Source organism: Curtobacterium sp. PhB170 (genome assembly GCF_003752345.1).
GTDB lineage: Bacteria > Actinomycetota > Actinomycetes > Actinomycetales > Microbacteriaceae > Curtobacterium.
Genome location: NZ_RJUM01000011.1, coordinates 78,682 through 100,092, shown reverse-complemented (window position 1 = coordinate 100,092; position 21,411 = coordinate 78,682). Strand labels below are relative to the sequence as shown.

General features: G+C 73.7%; 20 protein-coding genes. 12 read left to right on the top strand and 8 right to left on the bottom strand.

All coding sequences use genetic code 11. The annotated features are described in order from the left end of the window. Positions 1-545: 545 nt before the first annotated feature. Together EDF40_RS11335 and ybaK are read right to left on the bottom strand one after the other, a co-directional pair. Positions 546-3,155: an ATP-dependent Clp protease ATP-binding subunit gene (locus tag EDF40_RS11335; RefSeq protein WP_123339623.1), complete on the bottom strand. Its 2,610-nt coding sequence runs from the start codon at positions 3,153-3,155 to the stop codon at positions 546-548. A 95-nt stretch (positions 3,156-3,250) separates the two neighbouring features. Further along, positions 3,251-3,736: a Cys-tRNA(Pro) deacylase gene (ybaK, locus tag EDF40_RS11330; RefSeq protein ID WP_123339622.1), complete on the bottom strand. Its 486-nt coding sequence runs from the start codon at positions 3,734-3,736 to the stop codon at positions 3,251-3,253. A 66-nt stretch (positions 3,737-3,802) separates the two neighbouring features. Between ybaK and EDF40_RS11325 the strand changes: the two genes are divergently transcribed. Then, on the top strand, positions 3,803-4,108 hold the full coding sequence (locus EDF40_RS11325) for a DUF6412 domain-containing protein (protein ID WP_123339621.1): 306 nt from the start codon (positions 3,803-3,805) through the stop codon (positions 4,106-4,108). Between the two features lie 62 nt (positions 4,109-4,170). After that, entirely contained in the window at positions 4,171-4,914 is a 744-nt protein-coding gene (locus tag EDF40_RS11320; RefSeq protein WP_123339620.1) for a membrane protein insertase YidC, read from the top strand. 28 nt (positions 4,915-4,942) lie between these two features. Here the strand turns inward: EDF40_RS11320 and EDF40_RS11315 are convergent, their stop codons facing one another. Then, complete coding sequence (locus EDF40_RS11315) at positions 4,943-5,158, bottom strand: hypothetical protein (protein ID WP_123339619.1); 216 nt, start codon at positions 5,156-5,158, stop codon at positions 4,943-4,945. Positions 5,159-5,253: 95 nt separating this feature from the next. On the opposite strand from EDF40_RS11315, the gene EDF40_RS11310 reads away from it, so the two are divergent. Beyond that, positions 5,254-6,237, top strand: coding sequence for a hypothetical protein (locus EDF40_RS11310; protein WP_148053823.1), 984 nt, complete (start codon positions 5,254-5,256; stop codon positions 6,235-6,237). A gap of 228 nt (positions 6,238-6,465) precedes the next feature. Then, on the top strand, positions 6,466-7,827 hold the full coding sequence (locus EDF40_RS11305) for an MFS transporter (RefSeq protein ID WP_123339617.1): 1,362 nt from the start codon (positions 6,466-6,468) through the stop codon (positions 7,825-7,827). Between the two features lie 389 nt (positions 7,828-8,216). Here EDF40_RS11305 and EDF40_RS11300 read toward each other — a convergent pair whose 3' ends face one another. Both EDF40_RS11300 and EDF40_RS11295 read right to left on the bottom strand, forming a co-directional pair. Further along, positions 8,217-10,292, bottom strand: coding sequence for a collagen binding domain-containing protein (locus tag EDF40_RS11300; protein WP_123339616.1), 2,076 nt, complete (start codon positions 10,290-10,292; stop codon positions 8,217-8,219). A 95-nt stretch (positions 10,293-10,387) separates the two neighbouring features. After that, positions 10,388-10,861, bottom strand: a complete 474-nt coding sequence (locus tag EDF40_RS11295; protein WP_260212673.1) for an NUDIX domain-containing protein — start codon at positions 10,859-10,861, stop codon at positions 10,388-10,390. Between the two features lie 163 nt (positions 10,862-11,024). On the opposite strand from EDF40_RS11295, the gene EDF40_RS11290 reads away from it, so the two are divergent. Beyond that, positions 11,025-11,921 (top strand): universal stress protein, encoded by an 897-nt coding sequence (locus tag EDF40_RS11290; protein ID WP_123339615.1) that lies wholly within the window; start codon positions 11,025-11,027, stop codon positions 11,919-11,921. Here EDF40_RS11290 and EDF40_RS11285 read toward each other — a convergent pair. The 3 genes from EDF40_RS11285 to EDF40_RS11275 all read right to left on the bottom strand — a co-directional run bounded on the left by EDF40_RS11285 (position 11,869) and on the right by EDF40_RS11275 (position 14,347). Beyond that, positions 11,869-12,813 (bottom strand): SGNH/GDSL hydrolase family protein, encoded by a 945-nt coding sequence (locus EDF40_RS11285; RefSeq protein ID WP_185002993.1) that lies wholly within the window; start codon positions 12,811-12,813, stop codon positions 11,869-11,871. The genes EDF40_RS11290 and EDF40_RS11285 overlap by 53 nt on opposite strands. A 134-nt stretch (positions 12,814-12,947) precedes the next feature. Then, the gene (locus tag EDF40_RS11280; RefSeq protein ID WP_111084060.1) at positions 12,948-13,304 is read right to left on the bottom strand and encodes a PRC-barrel domain-containing protein; all 357 of its coding nucleotides are present in this window, start codon (positions 13,302-13,304) and stop codon (positions 12,948-12,950) included. A 50-nt stretch (positions 13,305-13,354) separates the two neighbouring features. Further along, positions 13,355-14,347 (bottom strand): glycosyltransferase family 9 protein, encoded by a 993-nt coding sequence (locus EDF40_RS11275; RefSeq protein WP_123339613.1) that lies wholly within the window; start codon positions 14,345-14,347, stop codon positions 13,355-13,357. Between the two features lie 100 nt (positions 14,348-14,447). Between EDF40_RS11275 and EDF40_RS11270 the strand changes: the two genes are divergently transcribed. From EDF40_RS11270 to EDF40_RS11240, 7 genes are read left to right on the top strand one after another with little or no spacing between them, the layout of a single operon-like run. Then, a complete protein-coding gene (locus EDF40_RS11270) occupies positions 14,448-15,014 on the top strand; it encodes an HAD family hydrolase (RefSeq protein WP_123339612.1) in 567 nt (188 codons plus the stop codon). After that, entirely contained in the window at positions 15,011-16,087 is a 1,077-nt protein-coding gene (locus tag EDF40_RS11265) for a glycosyltransferase family 9 protein (protein ID WP_260212672.1), read from the top strand. The genes EDF40_RS11270 and EDF40_RS11265 overlap by 4 nt, the downstream gene beginning before the upstream one ends. Positions 16,088-16,140: 53 nt before the next feature. Further along, the gene (locus tag EDF40_RS11260) at positions 16,141-17,142 is read left to right on the top strand and encodes a glycosyltransferase (RefSeq protein WP_123339611.1); all 1,002 of its coding nucleotides are present in this window, start codon (positions 16,141-16,143) and stop codon (positions 17,140-17,142) included. Then, the gene (locus EDF40_RS11255) at positions 17,139-18,497 is read left to right on the top strand and encodes a glycosyltransferase (protein ID WP_123339610.1); all 1,359 of its coding nucleotides are present in this window, start codon (positions 17,139-17,141) and stop codon (positions 18,495-18,497) included. The genes EDF40_RS11260 and EDF40_RS11255 overlap by 4 nt, the downstream gene beginning before the upstream one ends. Beyond that, positions 18,494-19,114 (top strand): SIS domain-containing protein, encoded by a 621-nt coding sequence (locus EDF40_RS11250; RefSeq protein WP_123339609.1) that lies wholly within the window; start codon positions 18,494-18,496, stop codon positions 19,112-19,114. The genes EDF40_RS11255 and EDF40_RS11250 overlap by 4 nt, the downstream gene beginning before the upstream one ends. Before the next feature lie 59 nt (positions 19,115-19,173). Then, on the top strand, positions 19,174-20,556 hold the full coding sequence (locus EDF40_RS11245; protein ID WP_123339879.1) for a PfkB family carbohydrate kinase: 1,383 nt from the start codon (positions 19,174-19,176) through the stop codon (positions 20,554-20,556). Between the two features lie 35 nt (positions 20,557-20,591). Continuing rightward, the gene (locus EDF40_RS11240; protein ID WP_123339608.1) at positions 20,592-21,296 is read left to right on the top strand and encodes an SDR family oxidoreductase; all 705 of its coding nucleotides are present in this window, start codon (positions 20,592-20,594) and stop codon (positions 21,294-21,296) included. Positions 21,297-21,411 lie beyond the last annotated feature (115 nt).

Here is a 21,411-nt window from a genome sequence, read left to right as displayed (position 1 = left end):
GTCACCGGAGGAATGTCCGACGACGCGGTACTGAATGACTTCCGGTACCGAGAGCGTCGCACCGACCGCCGACATTCTCCGGCGACGATCGACGCAGTCCGATCGCGTGCGCGGAGCACACGGATCGGGACCGATCGGCGATCGACGGAGCCGGTTCGACGCGAGCCAGAACGGCTCAGCGCGAGGTGTCAGGCGACGGACTCGTCACGAGACGAGGATCGGAGGACACAGATGTCAGCAGAAGGCGGAACGCTCCGGGTCAGCGGACGCGGAACGGGGTGCCGACGCGTCCACGGATTCCACGGAACGGAGTGGTTGCGGTGATCATCATGGTCGGCCCCCTTTCGGTCTCGAGCTGTCGGAGTCGTCCCCCGGCTGAAGTCCAGCGGTTCGCGACGAGTGAACACTATCGGCACCACAATTCGCAGCGCAACCCCTTTCTCCGATTTCTCCGGAATTGCATTCCCGAACACCCCGCTGTCGTACCCGGACGCGACGAAGGCCCGGTACCGAATCGGTACCGGGCCTTCGTGGGCGAACGGCTGCTACAGCGTCGCGGGTTCCACCACCGCTGCCGTCAGCACGTCGTCCACGACGTCGATCCGCACGGTGTCCCCGGCGGTCACGCCACCGTCGACCACGAGCGTCGCGATGCGGTCGTCGACCTCGCGCTGGATGAGCCGGCGGAGCGGACGGGCGCCGTACTCGGGCTCGTACCCGTGCTCGGCGAGCCAGTCGACCGCTGCGTCGGACACGGAGAGCACCATGTCCTGCGCGACGAGCCGCAGCGCCGTGTCCTGCAGGAGCAGCGACACGATCGACGTGATCTGCGACCGGTCGAGCTTGCGGAAGAGCACGATCTCGTCGATGCGGTTGATGAACTCCGGCCGCATGGCCTCGCGCAGCTTGCCCATCACCCGGGCGCGGAGGTCGTCCTCGCCGAACCCGTCGGTCGTGCCGACCGGCGCGAAGCCGAGGGCGCCCGACCGCGAGGCCAGGAACTCCGAGCCGATGTTCGACGTCATGATCACGACGGTGTTCCGGAAGTCCACCGTGCGACCCTGACCGTCGGTCAGTCGACCGTCGTCCAGCACCTGCAGCAGCAGGTTGAACACGTCGGGGTGCGCCTTCTCGACCTCGTCGAGCAGGATCACCGAGTACGGGTTCCGGCGCACGCGTTCGGTGAGCTGCCCGGCCTCGTCGTAGCCGACGTACCCGGGAGGCGCCCCGACCAGCCGCGAGACGGTGTGCCGCTCGCCGAACTCGCTCATGTCGAAGCGGAGCATGGCGGACTCGTCACCGAACAGCGACGACGCCAGTGCCTTCGCCAGTTCGGTCTTGCCGACGCCGGTCGGGCCGAGGAACAGGAAGCTCCCGACGGGTCGACGCTGGTCGCCCATGCCGGTCCGGCTGCGTCGGACGGCCTTCGCGATCGCCGCGACGGCGTCGTCCTGGCCGACGACGCGTTCGTGCAGTTCCTGCTCGAGCACGGCGAGCCGCGAGCGGTCGCCCTGGGTCAGGCGCGTCGCCGGGATGCCGGTGGCACGCGACACCACACCGGCGATGTCGCGTTCCGTGATCGAGGTGCCCACGGATTCGGGACGGGAGGCGCGGGGAGCGTCCGCCGACGTGGCGGCGGCGATCCGGGCCTCCAGTCCGACCGTCTCGTCGCGCAGGCGCGACGCCTCTTCGTACAGCTCCTCGGCGACCGCGCGGTCCTTCTCGGCCAGCAGCTCGGCGACCTGGTCGCGCAGGGCCTCGACGTCGACGGCACCCGAGCGGGCGAGCCGGCGCCGTGCGCCGGCCTGGTCGATGAGGTCGATGGCCTTGTCCGGCAGGTGCCGGTCGGTGACGTACCGGTGCGAGAGTTCGACGGCGGCGCGCAGCGACTCCGGCGTGTAGACGACGCCGTGGTGCTCCTCGTACCGGGGTGCGAGGCCGGTCAGGATCGCGACGGCGTCCTCGACGCTCGGCTCCCCGACCGTGACCGGCTGGAAGCGACGCTCGAGGGCGGCGTCCTTCTCGATCCGGCGGTAGTCGTTCAGGGTCGTCGCGCCGACCAGGTGCAGGTCGCCGCGGGCGAGCCGGGGCTTGAGGATGTTGCCGGCGTCCATCGAGCCGCCCTCACCGCCGCCACCGGCGCCGACGACGGTGTGGAGCTCGTCGACGAAGACGATGAGCTCGTCGGCGTGCGCCGCGATCTCGTCCATGGCCTTCGTCAGGCGCTCCTCGAAGTCGCCCCGGTACCGGGTGCCGGCGAGCATGCCGGGCAGGTCGAGGGCGACGACCCGCTTGCCCTGCAGCAGTGAGGGGACGTCGCCGTCGACGATGCGCTGGGCGAGTCCCTCGACGATGGCGGTCTTGCCGACGCCGGGCTCGCCGATCAGGACGGGGTTGTTCTTGGTGCGACGGAGCAGGATCTCGACCGCCTGCTCGATCTCGTCGGCGCGACCGATGACGGGGTCGATGTGGCCGTCTCGGGCCCGCGCGGTGAGGTCGGTGCCGAACTGGTCGAGGGTCGGGGTGTCGCTGTCGCTGTCGGTGTCGGCCGTTCCGGTCGTTGCACCGGTTCCTGGCATGGGGCGCCCCTCTCGTGCTGCTGCCGCGGCCTGCTGGGCGTAGTCCTGCATGGCCTGTGGGGTGACACCGGCGCTGGCGAGCAGCTGCCCGGTGACGGTCTCCTGGTCGGTCACGAGCGCGAAGAAGACGTGCTCGGGGTCGGTGTAGGTGCTGCCGAAGCCCCGCGCGGCCTGGGTGGCCTCGACGAGGATGCGCTGCGCCGTGCCGGTCAGGGCCGGGCGGCCGGTCTGCTCGGGCTGCGGCTCGCGGGCCATGGGCAGGCGCTGCTCGATCTCGGCGGCGAGGCGCTCGGGGTCGACCCCGGCGGAACGGACGACGGCGTCGAACGGCTCGGTGCGGACGAGCACGTGCAGCAGGTGCAGCGCGTCGAGCTCGTGCTGCCCCTGCGACACCGCGTACTCGGCGGTGTGCTGGAGCAGCTCGTGGGTGCGGCGGCTGAGGAGCCGCGTGATGTCCACCGGTCGGCCGAACGCACGGGGGCGCTGCGGGTCACCGGTGTTCTGCGCCGCGAGGAGGCGGGCGAGGAACTCGTCGAACGAGTCACTGCCGCCGGTCGGGCCGAACGTCTCTGGCAAAGGGACCTCCTGGGGAACTTGAGTGCCTTCGACTCAATGCAACGCAGGAGTGCCGGGTTCATTCCCGGTGGTGGGAAAACTTGCGGCGACTCGACTCAGGTCCGCGCGATCGCCGCCGAGATCGCGTCGGTGACCCGCGCGAGGTCGGCCGGAGCCACCTCGATGTCGAACCCACGGCGCCCGCCGGAGACGAAGATGCTGTCGTACGCCAGGGCCGACTCGTCGAGCACGGTCCGGATCCGGGACTTCTGGCCGACCGGGCTGATGCCACCGACGACGTACCCGGTGCGCTTCTCGGCGAGGGCCGGATCGGCCAGCGTCGCCTTCTTCCCGCCGACCGCCGCCGCGATGGCCTTGAGGTCGAGCCGGTTCGCCACCGGCACGATCGCCACCGCCAGCGCGCCGTCGACTGAGACGACCAGGGTCTTGAAGACCTGCTCCTCGCGGAGGCCGAGTGCGGCGGCGGCCTCCTCGCCGAAGTTCGTGGCGCTCTCGTGGTGGTCGTACACGTGCGGCGTGTACGACACCCCGGCTCGGTCGAGCGCGACGGTCGCTGGGGTGCTCGGCGAACCTGCGGTCATGCGGCGATCCTCTCCCGCGCTGCCGTCCTGTCCGTGGCGGCACGCGGGCGTTACGCTGAACCGACCATGACCGTCGCCCTGCTGATCCTCCGCGCCGCCGCCGCGCTGGTGCTCGGTGCGCCCACGGCGGGCGACCCCGCAGCCGGCGTCCTGCCGCTGCTGGCAGTGGCCGCGCTCGGCCTGACGGCCGTCGCCGTGGCGGTCGTCGTCGCGCAGGTCCTGGCCACGGTGCTGGCGACGGTGCTCGGGCTGCGGTCGACGGGCGTCGAACACGCTGCGGTACCGGACCTGGTCACCCGCATCGCGTGGAGCCACCCCGATGCCGACGGGCACGTCCGATCGCGTGCCCCGGGAGTCGCCGCCCCGGCCTGACCACCGACCGGTGGCCGGGCCCTCGCGACCCCTCCTGCGAACCACCACCGATCGGAACCGTCATGGACCTGTCCACCCTGCCCCTCGTCGGCCCGCTGCTGCACGGCGGCGCGGACCTCGTCGCCGCCCTGACCGCGGCGCTCTCCCCCACCACGGGCTCGTTCGCCGCGGCGATCGCCGTCGTGCTCCTGACCCTGGCCGTCCGGGCCGTGCTCGTGCCGCTGTCCGTCCTGCAGGTCCGAGCGGAGCGCGACCGACGTCGGCTCGCGCCGCAGCTCGCCGCCCTGCGGAAGCGCCACGGGAAGAACGCTGAACAGCTGCAGCGTGCCGTCCAGCAGCTCTACACGAACGAGAAGGTCTCACCCCTGGCCGGCTGCCTGCCCGTCCTCGCGCAGGCCCCGGTGCTGTCAATCGTCTACGCCCTGTTCACGCACGCGTCGATCGGCGGCACGGCCAACGCCCTGCTCGAGGCCACCCTGGTCGGGGTCCCGCTCGGGCACTCGCTCGTCGTCACGCTCACGTCGCCGCTCTGGGTGCACGCCTGGGTCGTCGTCCTCCTGCTGGCCGTGCTCGCCGTCGTCGTGGAGCTCAGCCGTCGCGCCAACCTGCGCTGGAACCCGGTGCCGACGCCGGAGCCGGGCGCACAGGTGCCCGGTGCGGCAGCGACCGCCGCGATCGGACGGTTCGCGCCGTTCATCACCGTCGTGTTCGCCGCGATCGCGCCACTCGCCGCCGCGCTGTACGTCGTGACCAGCGCCGCGTGGACGGCCGGCGAGCGTGCCGTGCTGCGCCGGGTGATCCGGTAGCGACGTGCACGTGGGGGCAGCCCCGGCGTCAGCCGCCCTGGCCCTCCTGCTGCGGCCCCTGGTCGACCGGGTCGTACTCGGTGCCGCGCCCCTGCTCCTCGTCGGCGGTCGGCACGTGGCGTTCCGTGCCGGTCCCGCCAGGGCTCGTCGCCACGTAGTCGGCCTCGCCGGACTGGGTGTCGCGGCTCAGCGGCTCGAGGGTCTCCGGGTCGGCGTCGTGCCGCGGTTCGGGTTCGGTGTTCATGCGTCACGCCTACTCCCCTCGTTCTGGGTGCGCGCCGCCGCCCCGGCAGTGCCACGATGAAGGGAGTCCACGCGACCGGCAGATCGGGAGTGCGCATGGCCCACGACGACGTGGCAGCGGAACGGGCACGGCTCGAGGCCGTCGCCTGGGGAGCGGCATCGAGCCCCGCCGACGCGGCGCGCGCCCGGATCGCGCTGCAGGACCTGGCGAGCGGGCGGCGGTCGGGTGGTCGGCGAGCGAGCGCGGGTGCCGCTTCCGCCACGGGACCGGACGAGCGGCCGGGAGGCACGGCCCCAGCCACCGGCCAGGTCGCGTCCCCCGAGCGGTCGGCTCCACCGCCCCACCCGTCGCCGGAACTGACGGCTCCACCGTCCGCGCCCTCGCCGGAACGGTCGGTGCCGCAGCATGCGGCGGCTGCCGCCGAACCGCAGCCGTCCCGGCAACCGGATCCCTCCCTGCGAACATCGGCCGGACCGTGGGCGGCGACCGAGGCCCGAGGACCCGACCGCCCCGACGACGCGGGTGACGACGACGGGGGTGAGCCGGGCCTCCCGGTCGGACCGACGCGACGGTCCCGGTGGCGCACGCTGCTCTGGACGGAGCGGCCACGCGTCTGGATCGCGCTCGGCGCGGCAGCGGCGGTCGGTGTGGCGTTCGCCGCCGGCACCGTCGTCGGGCCCGTGCGCGGCGACGTCGCAGCGGCACCGAGCGTCACGCCGACGGCGGGCACGGTCACGCTCGAGCAGTTACTCGACGTGCCACAGACGTACGCCGACCAACTGCCGGGGCCGGTGGAGGCACCCGTGAGCCTGCACTCCACGCGGCTCGTGTTCACGAACCGGGCGCTGGACGGCGGCTCGTTCGACACGCCGTGGGCCGTCTGGGCCGGGGTCGGCACGGACCGGTCGACGATCTGCCTGGTGGCGACGGCGAACCGGATCGAGTCGTCGACGGCGTGCTTCCCGCGCGAGGCGGCGCTGCACGGCTCGGTGTCGATGTCGGCGCAGTCGATGAGCGGGACGTTGACGATCGCGCTCCGGGGCGGCGGCGTGCAGGGTCGGGTGACGAACGAGAACTGAGGGCGCGGGCTGTTGGACGCGCTGTTTGTTGGAGCGCTCCGAGAATCTCCTCTGACCCCCTCGCGGGCTGCGGTCCATCGTGCAACACTGGATGAGCGCACTCGCCGTGGAGTCGTACCCACATCACCCACATCCACAGCGAGCGCGCCCCGCAGACCTCCCGGTCATCGTCGTTCCCCCGAACGGCACCGTCGCGCGCTCGCCCGTGCCCCGGAGGAGGTCAGCAGCGTGTCCACCAACACCACCACCTCGGCCGTGTCGACGAACACGCGGCCGATCACCGTCACCACCCAGTCCATCGTCGGCATCGCCGTCCTCGGGCTGGCCACGTTCTTCGCCATCACCACCGAGCTCATGCCCGTCGGGCTGCTCGGCACGATGAGTGCCGACCTCGGTGTGTCCGAGGCCACCATGGGCATCGTCGTCACCGTGTACGCGGGCGCCGTGGCACTCCTGGCGCTCCCGCTCACCGCCTTCACCGCGAAGCTCCCCCGCAAGGCCGTGCTCGTGTCGACGCTCGTCGGCTACACGGTCTCGAACCTCATGATCGCGTTCGCACCGTCGTTCGCCGTCGTGTGCGCCGGACGGGTCGTCGGCGGCATCGCGCACGCGCTGTTCTTCTCGGTCGCCTCGGCGTACGCCACCCGGATCGTGCCGCCGCGCCTGGCCGGTCGCGCCATCGCGTTCGTGTACTCGGGCAGCTCGCTCGGCTTCGTGCTCGGCGTGCCCGTCGCCACCTTGGTCGCGCAGCACATCGGCTGGCGCCCAGCCGTGTTCTCGATCGGTGTCGCCGCCGCCGTGCTCGCCGCCGTGGCGCTGCTGTTCCTGCCCGCCGTCAGTGGTGCCTCGTCGCCGCACATCGGGTCCCCGAAGGCCTGGGCGCGCACCGGGCTGCTGTCCGTCGTGATCGCCGACCTGCTCCTGTTCGCCGGGCACTACGTCGTCTACACCTACGTCGGGCCGTACGCGATCGACGCCGGACTCGACGCCTCGATGGTGAGCGGTGCGCTGCTCGTCCTGGGCGGCACCGGGGTGATCGGCCTCTGGCTCGCGGGCATGTTCGTCGACCGGGCACCCCGCCAGACCCTCATCGCCGCCGTCGCCGTGATGGCCGTCGCGTTCGCCGCGATGCCGTTCGTGCACGGCTCCCTGGTCGGCACGATGGTCGTCGCCGGCGTGTGGATGGCCGCGAACGGCACGACGGGCACGCTCTTCATGGCCGCCGCGATCCGCTCCGGAGGCGTCTCCCCCGACATCGCCGGTGCGCTCATCAACGGTGCGTCGAACATCGGCATCGCGGGCGGTGCTGCCATCGGTGGGCAGGCGCTCGGGATCGTCGGGTTGCAGTACCTGCCGTTCGCTGGTGGTGCCGTGCTGCTCGGGTCGCTCGGGGTCGTCGTGCTGGCGCGTCGGGGCTTCCCGGTGCACACGGTCGGGCAGGAGCACCTGTCGACGTCGTCGATCGAGGCGATCACGTCCTCGCTCGCGGTGGTCACCACGTCGGTGCCCGTCGTCGGTCGGGCGATCCAGACCCTGACGGGCTCGGTCGCGACGGTCACGGGCTCGCACCGCACGCACCGCACGCAGTAGCGCGGAGTGTGGGCGGGGGCGTCGGACCCGTGCGGCGCCGAGGTTCCGAAATCTCGGCATCTCGGCGGTTCTGGCGCTGATCCGCGGAACCTCGGCGGTGGATTGGCGGCATGTCGTGGAACCTCGGCGGCGAGGCCCGGGCGTGGCGTCGTCGCGGTGGAGTGTGGCGGCGTGTGGCGAGGGGTCACGACGACATGCCGTGTGCGTGTCGCTGAGGTTCCACGAACGGCCGCCGGCGCCGCCGAGATGGGCAGATTTCGGAACCTCGGGGGTTGGGCGGCGGCGTGTCGTGGGGCGGCGGCGTGGCCGTGCGACCCCGGGGCCCGGGGCGTGCACCGAGGGGAAGGGCGGGCCGGCATCGCGCCGGGCCCGCCCTTCGTCGTGACCGATCAGTCCTGCAGGTGGCTCCGGCGACGGTTGCGCACCGCGCGGAACGTCAGCAGCGCCGCACCGAGCAGCACGAGCACCCCGGCCGCGATGAGCCCGGGCTTGAGGTCAGCACCGGTGTAGGCCAGCGGCCCGCCGTCACCGACGTCACCCGAACCAGCGGCCGGCGCGTTGCCCGAGCCTCCGGCAGCCGGCACGGTCGGAACCGCGGTCGGCGAGTTGCTCGGCGTCGGCGCACTGGGCGACGGCGACGGGACCGGGGTCACCGCGGCCTCGACCACGAAGGCGAGCGGGGTCGCAGCGCCGTCCTCGGGCGTGACGACGGTCGCCGGAGTGGCGCCGTCGACGTCGACCGTGATCGTGTACTCAGTCGTCGGCTGCAGGTCGACCAGGTCGAACGTGCCGTCGTCGTCGGTGGTGACGGTCACCGGCGGGCCGGCCTCCGGGTCGGTCGGCGTCGCGACGACGTCCACGCCGGCGACCGGGTCGCCGTTCGTGTCGACCACGGTGCCGGGCTGGTCGGTCGTGACGACCTCGGGCGCGGCGGGGGTCTCGAACGGCAGGTCCGACGTGACGCTGGTGCCGGCGGTGGCGGTGACGTCCGTGTTGGCGGTATTGCCGGTCGCACCCGCTGCGGGGACCACCGTGCGGACCGTGTAGGTACCGGCAGACGTGGCGAAGGTGTAGCGACCGTCGGCGTCGGTGGTGGTCGAACCGACGACGGCTCCGGACTCGTCGAGGAGCTCGACGACCACGCCGGCGGGCACGGGCGTCCCGTCGAGGGAGACGATGCCGGTGATCGTCGCGATCACGGCGGGCGGGGCGATGATCGGCTCCGGCTCGACCGGTGCTGCACCGGCGTCACCGGTGGTGATCGTCACGGGCGGTTCACCGGCCACCGAGACCTCCACGGCGGTGTCCGCGGGAAGGTCCGACGCGGTGTACACGCCGTCGCTGTTCGTCGTGGTCTCGATCGGGTCGCCCCCGGGGACGTCGATGACGACGGGCACGTTCGCCACGGGGTGGTCCTCCGCGTCGGTCACCGTCCCGATGACGGACGTCGTGTCGTCCGGCGACGTGAACGCGAAGTCGGCGGTCTTGTCGACGCCACCTGGTGTGCCGGAGACGGCGAGCGAGACACCCGTCGCCACGGCGTCACCGTCAGCACCCGCCGGCGGGGTGATCTCGACGCGGTAGTTCGCGATCACCGGCAACTGCGGGAACACGTAGTTGCCGTCGTCGTCGGTGGTCGTCGTGTACACGGTGCCGCGGGGTGCGGTCACGGTGACGGTGGCTCCCGGGATCGGGGTGCCGTCGAGGGTCGCGGTGCCGCTGATCGCCGCGGTGCGGTTGGCGAACCAGGTCTGGTACACCGGGAACCCGCTGCGCTGCTGGTACGTGATGGTCAGGCTCGTCAGCGACGCGGTCGGCGTGAACCAGGCCGAGGCGCCCGCGGTGTCCGACGCGGCGGCGTTGCCGGTCAGCGTGCGCGTGGCGGCGTCCCAGGTCGGCTGGTCCTGACCGGTCGTGCCGTCCGGATCCGGCGAGCAGGACCATCCGGCAGGGCTGGATGCCGAGCACGAGTTGTAGGAGCCCTGGTACCCGAGCTGTTCGGCGGTCGCCGCACCGCCGCCGGCCACCGTGGCCGAGATCGTCGCCTGGTCGGCGTCGATGTCCCCGAGGACGAACGACCAGCTCTGCGCGCCGGGCGTCGCGCCGTCGAACGTGTAGGTGGTGGTCGAGGCCGAGTCCCCGTTGGGACGATCAGCCTGCGGCCGCTGGTTCATGTACGTCTGCGCACGACTCGTGCCGTAGACCCCACCGACCGGCGTCCCCGCCGACTGCCACGTCGACGCCCCGCTGATCACGGTCGACTGCCGCGAGTTCGAGGTGAACGTCGTGGCGGGGAACCCGGGCAACGTCATCGTGCCCGTGTACGCCTTCGATGCCCCGCTCAGGGTGAACGTGCCCCAGTTGCCCGCGGGCTCCGCCGAGGCGCTCGTCGCACCGCCGATCGCGAGTCCTGCTCCGAGTGCGAGGGCGGTGAGCCCCGCCGTGACCGCGCGCCAGCGCCGCATGTGTACTCCCCTGGTGATGACGCCGGCGTGCCCCGACGTCCGTGCAGGCTATCCAGACGGCGCGGACCCGGTCCACACCGACACCACATCGTGACTCAGGCGGGTCCGTCGAGCAGCACGAGCAGCGCGTCCACCGCGGCGACCTGGCCCGCGACGAGCATCTCCCGCGCCTCGGCGACCGGCACCCACCGGGCGTCGTCGACCTCCGGCACGTCGACGAACCGTCCCGAGCCACGTGGCAGCTCGAGCCGGACGGTGTTGCTCCGCACGACGGCGACCTCGAACCCCGGGGCCGGCGCGGCGAACACCCGCACGCGCTTGCCCGAGGCCTGCCGGAACTCGCCCAGGTCCGTGACGTCGTCGGCGGCCACGGGCGCAGGGACCCCGATCTCCTCACCGAACTCACGCAGGGCCGTCGCGAGCGGGTCCTCGTCGGGTTCGACGAGTCCCTTCGGGATCGACCAGGCACGTGGCCGGTTCCGCCAGAACGGCCCGCCCATGTGCGCGACGAAGACCTCCGGCCCGGCCGGACCGGTCCGGTGCAGCAACAGTCCGGCGCTCACCACCACGCCCGCGAGACTACGCGGCGTCGGACGGGAGGCCCGGCCCACGTCCGCCGCCCGCGGTCACCGCCGCGCACGGCCGGTTCCACCGCCCCCGTCCGGAGTACCGTGTGGCGCACGGAGCGCCAGGTGACGCCCCCGAAGCCTGCGACGGAGGAGGCCGATCGGGATGGACGAGCGATGGACGACGGTGACGTTGGCCGCCGATGCGGCGATGCCCCACGACGAGGCCCTGCGGTGGATCGTGGCCCGCGCCGGTGCCGGTGTCGAGCGGCTGCGGATCATCGGCGCCGACCACGCGCTGGAGGGTCGGACGCCGGTCGCCGATCAGCTCGCCGAGGCTGCGCGGACGGCCCTGCCCGGTGTGGCGGTCGAGGTGCACCGGCACGCGGGCCCGTTCGCCGCAGCCCTGGTCGAGGAGTCGGACGGCGGTGACCTGCTCGTGATCGGGAGCTTCCGCCACCGGCGCGGATCGACGGCCGGCGGTGACCCGGCGCGGGTCGCCGAGCGTGCTGCCGTCCCGACCGTGGTCGTGCCGGAGGGTCCGCACCCGATCGACGGTGACGTGGTGCTCGCGGTGGAGGACCCGATCGACGAACGTGCGGTGTCGATCGCCGTCGACGAGGCCGTCCGGCGGAACCGACGGCTGACGCTCCTGCGTGCGTGGGAGATGCCCGTGCTCACCCGGACCGGGCTGACCGACTTCGCCGAGGACCCACTCCGGTGGCGCACCAGCAACGCCGAGCTGCTGCAGCGGGTGACGTCCGTGCTGGCCGCGCGGTACCCGTCACTCCGCATCCGTCCGCTGCTGGTCGAGGGCCACCCGGGGCACGCGATCGCGTCGCACACCCGCCGCGCGTCGCTGGTGGTGCTCGGCCGTGGCCACGTGCGCGCACTCTCGGGCTCGCTGCTCCACGACGTCGTCCGCGAGACGGCAGCCCCGGTCTGCGTGGTCCCGCCGGCGGCGCACGCGGACAGCCGAGCGGCCACGGCGACCGAGACCGCCGGTGGGATCAGCCGGCGAGGGCGCGGATCGCGGCGGCCATCCGCGCGGTCAGGTACGTGACGCCGCGCTCGTTCGGGTGCAGGGCCCCAGCCTTCAGGTCGATCTTCCGCAGGTCACCGGAACCGGTGAGCGTCACCCCGGCCACGTAGCGCTTCGACGCGGCGCACGGCGAGTGGTCCTGCGTGCTCGCGAAGACGTCGACGAACCGGACCCCGGCGGCAGCGGCAGCGGATCGGGAGACCTCGTTGAGTTCGTCCTGGACACCGTGCAGGTACTCGACGTCGGTGTCCGTGAAGGGGTAGGTGTCCGACGGGAACGAGCCCGCCAGGGTGCCGAGGTCGAGTGCGGACCGGAAGCAGCCCTTCGCGGGGGTGTCCTCGGCGTCCGGGAAGATCGCCGGGTAGCCGAGGAACACGACGACGGCGTTCGGGGCGGCCCGCTGCACGGCGCCCAGGGTGTCGGCGATGCCGAGGGCCACGCGCGACTGGATCTTCACGGCGAGCTGGTCGACACCGTCGTGCACCAGGGTGCTCTCGCACGACGGGGCGTCGCGACCCGAGAACACCGGGCCGTCCGCGGAGATCGCCAAGCACGAGGCCGCCGTGCCGAACAGGTCCGCATCGTTGCCGCCGATCGTCAGGGTCACCAGTCGGGTGCGGTCGGACAAGGACTCGATCTGGGGCGGGACGCCCTTGAACTGGTGGCCCGTGGTGACGTCGTCGCTCGTGGCGCCGGAGCAGGTGACGTCGGTCAGGTCGAGCCCGAACTGCGCCGCGAGCCGGTGCGGGTAGTCGCGCGCCGACTGCACGCAGGCGTTCGAGGGCAGCCCGGTGCGGTCCCCCAGGCCGTACCCGGCCGAGTAGGAGTCGCCGAGCGCCACGTACTCACTGCCCGGTGGGATCGCGTCGAGCGTCTCGGCGGGGTCGGCGGTCAGGGGGTACGGCTCCGGCACCGGCCACATCGGCGCCGCGGAGGCCGGCGGCGCGCCGACGGACCCGCCGAGGCCCGCCGCCACGAGACAGACGGCGCCGACCACCGCCAGGGCGGCGCGCAGTGGTCGGCGGGTGATGCGGAGCAGTTCCGGCCTCAGCGGCGTCCGAGGCGACGCTCGCCGCCGCTGCCCGTGCGGTACTCGAGGCCGTAGTGCTGGAACAGCTCGGGCTCGGTCGCGGCGTCGAGCTCACCGTCGGTCGCGATCGAGGGTGCGTCCTTCACGAGCTTCTTCGGGAAGGTCACGCGCAGGTGCTTCGGCGCGACGGTCGCCCCGACGAGGGGGACGAACACGAGCTTCTGGAAGCCGACCATCCCGGTCGTGAGCGCACCGAACGCCGGCTCGGACGTGGCGGTGTCGTAGTAGATGCTCTCGAGCGTCCCGACCTTGTCCTCGGCCTCGTCGACGACCGGCAGGCCGATCCAGTCACGGATGTTGGCGGCTTCGAACACGAAGGACTCCTTCCGAGTGCCCGGTGGGTCCGGGTGGCTCTCGGTCGACGCTACCGGTCGGTCGCCTGTGCGGTCACCCCGAGCACGTCGAGCCGGTCCACCGCGGCGAGCACGTCGGCCGCGCCGACCGCCAGGATCGCCGGGTCGGGGTCCTCGGCGAAGACGTCGCCACGCCGGACCGAGGCATCGGTGAGGACGATGTGCGGACCCGACGCGGGCGGTCCCCAGGCCTCCGGCGGCGCCGGGCCGAAGAGCACCACCGACGGCACCCCGTAGGCGGTCGCGAGGTGCGCCGCACCCGTGTCGACGGTGACGACGAGCCGTGCCGCGGCGATGACGCCCGCGAACTCCTGCAGCTCCAGGGAGCCGGCCAGGACCGCCCCCGGCGCCAGGCCGGCCACGTCCGCGACGGCACGTGCACGGACGACGTCGTCCGCGCCTCCCGTCAGGACCACGTCGGCACCGCGCTCCCGCAGTCCGCGCACCACGTCGGCGAAGCGGTCCGTGGGCCAGTGTCGCGCCCCGTGGAAGGCACCGACGTGGACGACCGCGGCGTCGGCGACCACGGGCGGTGCCGCCGGGCGGTCGACGGCCACGTCGTCGGCGTCGGCGGGGACGCCGTGCCAGGTGAGCAGGTCCGCCCAGCGGTCGCGTTCGTGCACGTCCGTCGGCCACTCGGGACCGTCGTAGCCGTGGGTCGGGTCGGCGTGCCCGATGACCCGACGGGGCTGCAGGGCAGCGATGAGGTCGGACGACTCGGGGCCGGCGCCGTGCAGGTTCACCGCGACGTCGACCGTGCCGGCGGGGACGTTGATCGGGTGGTCGAGGCCGTGCTGCGCCAGGTGGACGTCCACGGCGGGGACGAGCTCGACGACGGGTGCCAGCCACGCGGTGGTCGCGAGGGTGATGCGGTGGTCGGGGAAGGCCCGTCGCAGGGCGCGGAGCGCGGGGACGGCGACCAGGAGGTCGCCGAGCTTGATGGCGCGGAGGACGACGAGTTCCGGGCGTCCGTCGGCGGCGGGCAGGGTCTCGAGTGCGGTCACGGGCGCGACGGTAGGCGGTGCCCGCTGGTGGCGTGGGCAGCGGGCGCGTTCCCCGGCTGTCCTGAACCGGCACGCGGCCGCCGACCGGTACTCCGGTGCCATGCCCCTCGCACCGGACCGCGCGATCCGCGGCCTGCTCTTCGACCGCGACGACACCCTCGTCGTGGACGTCCCGTACAACGCCGACCCGCGCCTGGTGGTGCCCGTCCCCGGTGCCCGTCGCGCCGTGGAGCGGGCTCGTGCAGCCGGGTTGTTGCTCGGCGTGGTCACGAACCAGTCCGTGGTCGCGAAGGGCCTGGCGACGCGCGAGCAGGTCGACGCGACGAACGCCCGCGTGGACGCGCTCGTCGGACCGTTCGACGTCTGGTGCGTCTGCCCGCACGACGCCGGCGACGACTGCGCCTGCCGGAAGCCGCGGCCGGGCATGGTCCTCGACGCCGCCGAGCGACTCGGGGTCCCGCCGGAGGCGCTCGTGCTGGTCGGCGACATCGGCGCCGACGTGCAGGCGGCGCGGGCCGCAGGGGCGCAGGGCGTGCTCGTGCCGACCCCGCGCACGCGGCCCGAGGAGGTCGACGACGCCGAGACCGTCGCGGCGACCCTCGCCGAGGCCGTCGACCTGGTGATCGCCGCGGCCGGACCGTCGACCGTCGAGACGGACCGGGCGTGAGCCGTCCCCGCGTCCTGGTGGCGCGCCTCGACTCGTTCGGCGACGTCCTGGTCGCCGGCCCCGCCGTCCGCGCCGTCGCCGCCGGGGCCTCGCACGTCACGATGCTGTGCGGGCCGCAGGGCGCCCCGGCAGCCGAGCTGCTGCCCGGCGTGGAGCGCGTCCGGGTGTGGGCAGCGCCCTGGGTCACCGAGACCGCGCGGCCGATCGACGACGCCGTGCTCGCCGAGTTCCGTGCGCTCGTCGCCGAGGAGCGACCCGACGAAGCGGTCGTCCTCACCTCGTTCCACCAGTCGCCGCTGCCCCTGGCGCTGCTCCTCCGCCTCGCCGGTGTCCCCCGCGTCTCCGGGGCCTCGGTCGACCACCCGGGGTCGCTCCTCGACGTCCGCCTGCGACCCGGCGAGGACCTGCCCGAGGACGTCCCCGAACCCGAGCGTGCGCTGCGGATCGCCGACGCGGCCGGGTTCCGGCTGCCGCCGGGGGACGACGGGAGGCTCGTGGTGCGTCACGACGCCGTCGCACCCCCGTCCGTGGCCGGGCTGGGACGGTACGTGGTCGTGCACCCCGGCGCCAGCGTCCCCGCCCGGTCGTGGCCGGCGTCGCACCACCGGGAGCTCGTCGCCGCCTACGCCGGGCGTGGCGTGCCCGTCGTCGTCACCGGCTCCCCCGGGGAACGCGACCTCACCGCCGCCGTCGCCGGCGCCACCGGCATCGACCTCGGCGGTCGGACCACGCCCGCCGAGCTCGCCGCGGTCCTTGCCGGTGCCGAGGTCGTCGTCGTCGGCAACACCGGGCCGGCGCACCTCGCCGCGGCGGTCGGCGCACCGATCGTCAGCCTCTTCTCGCCCGTCGTCCCCGCCGTCCGGTGGGCACCGTACGCACCGCTGGTCGAACTGCTCGGGGACCAGGCCGCGCCGTGCCGGCTCAGCCGGGCCCGGGAGTGCCCCGTCGCGGGGCACCCGTGCCTGTCCACGGTGCGCATCGAGGACGTGCTCGCAGCCCACGAACGGCTGCTCGACCGCGCTTCGCGGATGGAACCGAGAAGTCTGCGGAGCGCGCCAGAAGGCGCTGCGTAGCGTCCGCCACTGCTCCCCCTTCTCCTCGTGTCCGACCGACCGAAAGGCCCCGTATGCGCATCCTCGTCTGGCACGTGCACGGCGGTTGGATGGACGCGTTCGTCCGCGGCCCGCACGAGTACCTGATCCCCACCACGCCGGCGCGCGACGCCTGGGGCCTCGGTCGTGGCGGGCGCGCCTGGCCGGCGTCCGCGATCGAGATCGACCCCGCCGACGTCGCCAGCGCCGAGGTCGACGTGGTCGTCCTGCAACGCACCGAGGAACTCGACGCCGCGAAGCGCCTGCTGGCCGGTCGCGACGTGCCGATCGTCTTCGTCGAGCACAACGCGCCACGCGTCGACGTGCCGGACAGCCTGCACCCGTTCCGCGACCGCGACGACCTGACCATCGCGCACGTCACGCACTGGAACGCGCTCATGTGGGACTGCGGCACCACGCGTACCACGGTCGTCGAACACGGCGTCGTCGACCCCGGTCCGCGCTACACCGGCTCGCTCGACCGCCTCGGCGTCGTCATCAACGAGCCCGTCCGTCGGGACCGCGTCGTCGGCACCGACCTGCTCCCCCGCTTCGCGGCCGTGGCACCCGTCGACGTGTGGGGCATGGGCACCGAACGGCTGCTGGAGCTCGGCTTCGGCGACGCCTTGGTCGCCCGCGGTGACGTGCCCTCGGACCCGATGCACACGGCCCTCGCCGAACGCCGAGCGTACGTCCACCCGAACCGGTGGACCTCGCTCGGCCTGTCCCTCCTCGAGGCGATGCACCTGGCGATGCCGGTCCTGGTGCTCGCGACGACGGACGCGGCGCGCACGGTGCCGGGCGAGGCCGGCGCGATCGCGACCGACGTCGAGGAGCTGGTGCGGGCCTCCCGGATCCTCATCGAGGACCCCGACGAGGCGCGCCGACGGGGTGCCGTGGCGCGGGAGGCCGTGCTCGCACGGCACGCGCTCGGCCGCTTCACCGCCGACTGGGACGACCTGCTCGACGACGCCGTGACCCGCGGCGCCCGACGCGAGCGGGCCGCTGGCGCCGCGTTCGAGGGGAGTTTCCGATGAAGATCGCGATGGTGTCGGAGCACGCGAGCCCGCTCGCCGTGCTCGGCGGTGTCGACGCCGGTGGACAGAACGTCCACGTGGCCGAACTGTCCGGGGCGCTCGCGGACCGCGGGCACCAGGTGACCGTCTACACCCGGCGTGACGACGCATCCGCGCCGGTCCGGGTGCCGCTGCGACCGGGGGTCGACGTCGTGCACGTCGACGCCGGTCCGGCGCGGCACGTGCCGAAGGACGAGCTGTTCCCCTTCATGGGGACGTTCGCGTCGGTGCTCGCCGCGGAGTGGTTCGTGGACCGGCCCGATGTCGTGCACGCCCACTTCTGGATGTCCGGGCACGCGGCACTCGACGCCGTCGCGCAGGTGCAGGCCCGGACCGGCGGCACCCGCATCGCCGTCGCGCAGACCTTCCACGCGCTCGGCGTCGTGAAGCGTCGGCACCAGGGCTCGGCCGACACGAGTCCCGCCGAGCGCGAGTGGCTCGAACCGGCCGTCGGACGGAGCGCCGACCAGGTCGTCGCCACGTGCTCCGACGAGGCCTTCGAGCTCAAGGCCCTCGGCGTCCCCCTGCAGCGCATCTCCGTCGTGCCGTGCGGCGTCGACGTGGCGCTGTTCCGCCCCGACGGGCCCGTCGAGGAGCGCGGCCGTCCGCAGCGGGTGCTCACCGTGTCGCGGCTGGTCCGGCGCAAGGGCGTCGGCACGACCATCGCCGCCCTCGCCGCCCTGGTCGCCGAGGGGCGCGACGTGGAACTCGTGGTCGTCGGCGGTGCCGGTGTCGCCGGGGCCGACCTGGTGGACGACCCCGAGTACCAGCGGCTCGACGCGCTCGCCCGGTCGCTCGGGGTCCGTGACCACGTGACCTTCCGCGGACAGCTGGGACAGCACGAGATGCCCGCCGTGTACCGGAGCGCCGACGTCGTGGTCTGCGCACCCTGGTACGAGCCGTTCGGCATCGTCCCGCTCGAGGCGATGGCCTGCGGTCGACCCGTCGTCGCGTCGAGTGTCGGTGGGCTCATCGACACCGTCGTCGAGGACGGCACGGGCCTGCACGTCCCGCCGCGCGACGAGGCCGAGGTCGCCGAGGCCGTCGGTGCCCTGCTCGACGACCCGGACCGCCGCGGATCCCTCGGCCGGGCCGGCCGTGCACGCGCGGAGTCGCGGTACACGTGGCAGAAGGTCGCCGCGGACAGCGAGCGCCTCTACGAGCGGCTGCTGGCCGGTGCCGTCGCCGTGGCCGCACCGACCACCACGGCGAGCGCACCGCAGCGCACCGCCACGGCGGGCGCGCCGACGCGCACCACCACCCACGCCGGACGGGTCCCGCGTGCCGCACAGCCGACCGAGAGGACCGCCCGATGACCATCGACCAGCAGCCCGGCATCGACGAGCACACCACCGCGAGTGCACGCATCGTGCTCGACCACGTCGCCGCCTCGGTCCCCGTGATCGCCTCGCTCGTCGACCACCACGACCACATCGCCGCCTGGGCCGACGACATCGCGGCCCGGCTCGTGGCCGGTCGCCGCCTGCTCGCCGCGGGCAACGGCGGGTCGGCCGCCGAGGCGCAGCACCTGACCTCGGAGCTCACCGGACGCTTCGACGGCGACCGCCCCGCCTACTCCGCGATCTCGTTGCACGCGGAGACCTCAGCCGTCACGGCGATCGGCAACGACTACGGCTTCGACCAGGTCTTCGCCCGACAGGTGTCGGCGCACGCCCGGGCGGGTGACGTCGTCGTGCTGTTGTCGACCAGCGGCAGGAGCCCGAACCTGCTCCGCGCCGCCGAGGCCGCCCGCGCCGTCGGTGCCCGGACGATCGCGATGACCGGGCCGCGGCCGAACCCCCTGGCCGAGGCGGTGGACGACGCGATCTGCATCGCGGGGCCGTCCGCCAACGTGCAGGAGGCGCAGCTCGTGCTCGTGCACGCCCTGTGCCGAGCGATGGAGCCCGCACTGCGCCGCGGGGTACGGCGATGACGCCGCAGCGACCGGCCGCGCAGCGACCGGCCGGGCCCCACCGCGCGGCGGGTCGTCGCCTGCGGATCGTCGTCGTCGGCGACACGTTGCTCGACGTCGACGTGGCCGGCACCAGCGATCGGCTCAGCCCGGACGCACCCGTGCCCGTCGTCGACGTCACGACCGACGACCGCCGCGCCGGGGGTGCCGGACTCGTCGCCACGATGCTGGTGCGTGACGGACACGACGTCACCCTGGTCACCGTCCTGGGCGACGACGCCCGCGCGCAGGAACTCCGCGACCTGCTCCCCGACGTCACCGTGGTCGCCGGGCCCTCCGGTGCGCCGACGCCGGTGAAGACCCGCGTGCGCGTCGTCGACCACGCGCTCGTCCGCATCGACGAGGGCTGTGCGACCCCGCCCGTGCCCGAGGCCACGGACGCCATGACCGCCGCCCTCGACGGCGCCGACGCGATCGTCGTCGCCGACTACGGTCGCGGGGTCGCCGCCGCTCCGGCGCTGCGGGAGGCCCTCGCGCGCGTCGCCGAGCACACCCCCGTGGTCTGGGATCCGCACCCGAAGGGCGCCGCACCCGTGCCCGGAATCACCGTGGCCACCCCGAACGCCGCCGAGGCCCGCAGGTTCACCGACGTCGACGGGCACGGCGTGCCCGTCGCGACCGTGCCCTTCGCGACCGTGGCCGCCGCGGCCCTCGTCGAGCAGTGGGGCGTCGGCGCCGTCGCGGTGACGCTCGGCGACCGCGGAGCACTCCTCGCCGACGACCGTTCGGACAGCCGCTTCGTGCCAGCGCCCTCCGTCACCGCCGGTGACCCGTGCGGCGCTGGCGACCGGTTGGCGGCCGGTGTCGCCGTGGCGCTGGCCGGTGGAGCGGACGTCCCCGCCGCCGTCGCCGCCGGCGTGGTCGCGGCCTCCGAGTACCTGGCTGCCGGTGGCGTCACCGCGCTCTTCGCCGACGACGGCCCCGCGCCGCTCCGGGTGCCCGGAGCCGACCACGACGCGCTGCGCACCGTGCACGAGGTCCGGAGCGCCGGCGGCACCGTCGTCGCGACCGGCGGCTGCTTCGACCTGCTGCACGCCGGGCACGCCCGCACCCTGTCGGCGGCGCGGGCACTCGGCGACTGCCTGGTCGTGTGCCTCAACTCGGACACCTCGGTCCGGGCGCTCAAGGGTCCGGACCGGCCGATCATGACCCAGGACGACCGCGTCGAACTGCTGCTCGCCCTGGACTGCGTCGACGCCGTCGTGGTGTTCGACGAGCACACCCCCGACGAGGCACTCCGCCGGTTCCGCCCGGACGTCTGGGCGAAGGGCGGCGACTACACCGCGAGCGAGCTGCCCGAGGCCGCGACCCTCGCCGAGTGGGGCGGACGCGTCGTCACCGTCCCGTTCCACCCCGGCCGTTCGACGACCCGGCTCGCCGCGGCCCTCGAACACGTCGGCTGAGCCCGACGGATCCACGCCCCTACGGAAGGAAGTCCATGCCCGTCCCCACCACCCCCATCGGCCGCGTCCTCGTCACCGGCGGCGCCTCCGGACTCGGCGCAGCGGTCGTCGCCGCGGTCGTCGAGGCCGGCGGCACCCCGATCGTCCTCGACCTGCGCGTCGACGCGGTGTCCGAGGGCATCGACGCCGTGGCCGTCGACGTGTCGGACACCGACGCGGTCGAGCAGGCGGTCCGCCAGGCGGCCGAGCGTCACGACGGACTCGACGCGGTCGTGACCGCCGCGGGGATCGACACCCCGGCACCGATCGACGCGATCTCCTCCGGCAACTGGGAGAAGATCGTCGCGGTCAACCTCATCGGCACCGCCTCGGTCGTCCGCGCCGCACTGCCCGCCCTCGAGGCAGCGCACGGACGTGTGATCACGATCTCGTCCTCGCTCGCCCTGCGCGGCGTCGGCGACGGCACCGCCTACTCGGCGTCGAAGTTCGGCGTCCGCGGCTTCTCGCAGGCCCTGGCCGCCGAGACCGCCGGCCGCATCGGTGTCACCAACGTGATCCCGGCCGGCATGCGCACGAACTTCTTCGCCGACCGCACCGAGCAGTACAAGCCGGGTCCGGACGCGCAGCTCATCGAGCCGGAGTACGTCGCGAACGCGATCCTCTTCGCCCTGTCGCAGCCGGCCGGCTGCGAGATCCGGGAGCTGTCGATCATGCCCGCGACGGAGCCGAGCTGGCCGTAGGCGCTCGCTGCGCGCCGCGCCGCTGCCTGGCGCGTTGGTCGTCGCCACGGTGCGGCCGGGAGGCGCGTGCCGGTCGTGCGCCGGGCCTCCCGTCCGGCGGTCTTGTCACGTTGCC

Excerpts from the sequence above, each read along its gene's own strand:
- ybaK (WP_123339622.1), bottom strand. The coding sequence starts at position 3,736 with ATGACCGCAGGTTCGCCGAGCACCCCAGCGACCGTCGCGCTCGACCGA.
- EDF40_RS11270 (WP_123339612.1), top strand. The coding sequence starts at position 14,448 with ATGCCCCTCGCACCGGACCGCGCGATCCGCGGCCTGCTCTTCGACCGC.
- EDF40_RS11320 (WP_123339620.1), top strand. The coding sequence starts at position 4,171 with ATGGACCTGTCCACCCTGCCCCTCGTCGGCCCGCTGCTGCACGGCGGC.
- EDF40_RS11315 (WP_123339619.1), bottom strand. The coding sequence starts at position 5,158 with ATGAACACCGAACCCGAACCGCGGCACGACGCCGACCCGGAGACCCTC.
- EDF40_RS11260 (WP_123339611.1), top strand. The coding sequence starts at position 16,141 with ATGCGCATCCTCGTCTGGCACGTGCACGGCGGTTGGATGGACGCGTTC.
- EDF40_RS11325 (WP_123339621.1), top strand. The coding sequence starts at position 3,803 with ATGACCGTCGCCCTGCTGATCCTCCGCGCCGCCGCCGCGCTGGTGCTC.
- EDF40_RS11255 (WP_123339610.1), top strand. The coding sequence starts at position 17,139 with ATGAAGATCGCGATGGTGTCGGAGCACGCGAGCCCGCTCGCCGTGCTC.
- EDF40_RS11290 (WP_123339615.1), top strand. The coding sequence starts at position 11,025 with ATGGACGAGCGATGGACGACGGTGACGTTGGCCGCCGATGCGGCGATG.
- EDF40_RS11310 (WP_148053823.1), top strand. The coding sequence starts at position 5,254 with ATGGCCCACGACGACGTGGCAGCGGAACGGGCACGGCTCGAGGCCGTC.
- EDF40_RS11250 (WP_123339609.1), top strand. The coding sequence starts at position 18,494 with ATGACCATCGACCAGCAGCCCGGCATCGACGAGCACACCACCGCGAGT.
- EDF40_RS11300 (WP_123339616.1), bottom strand. The coding sequence starts at position 10,292 with ATGCGGCGCTGGCGCGCGGTCACGGCGGGGCTCACCGCCCTCGCACTC.
- EDF40_RS11240 (WP_123339608.1), top strand. The coding sequence starts at position 20,592 with ATGCCCGTCCCCACCACCCCCATCGGCCGCGTCCTCGTCACCGGCGGC.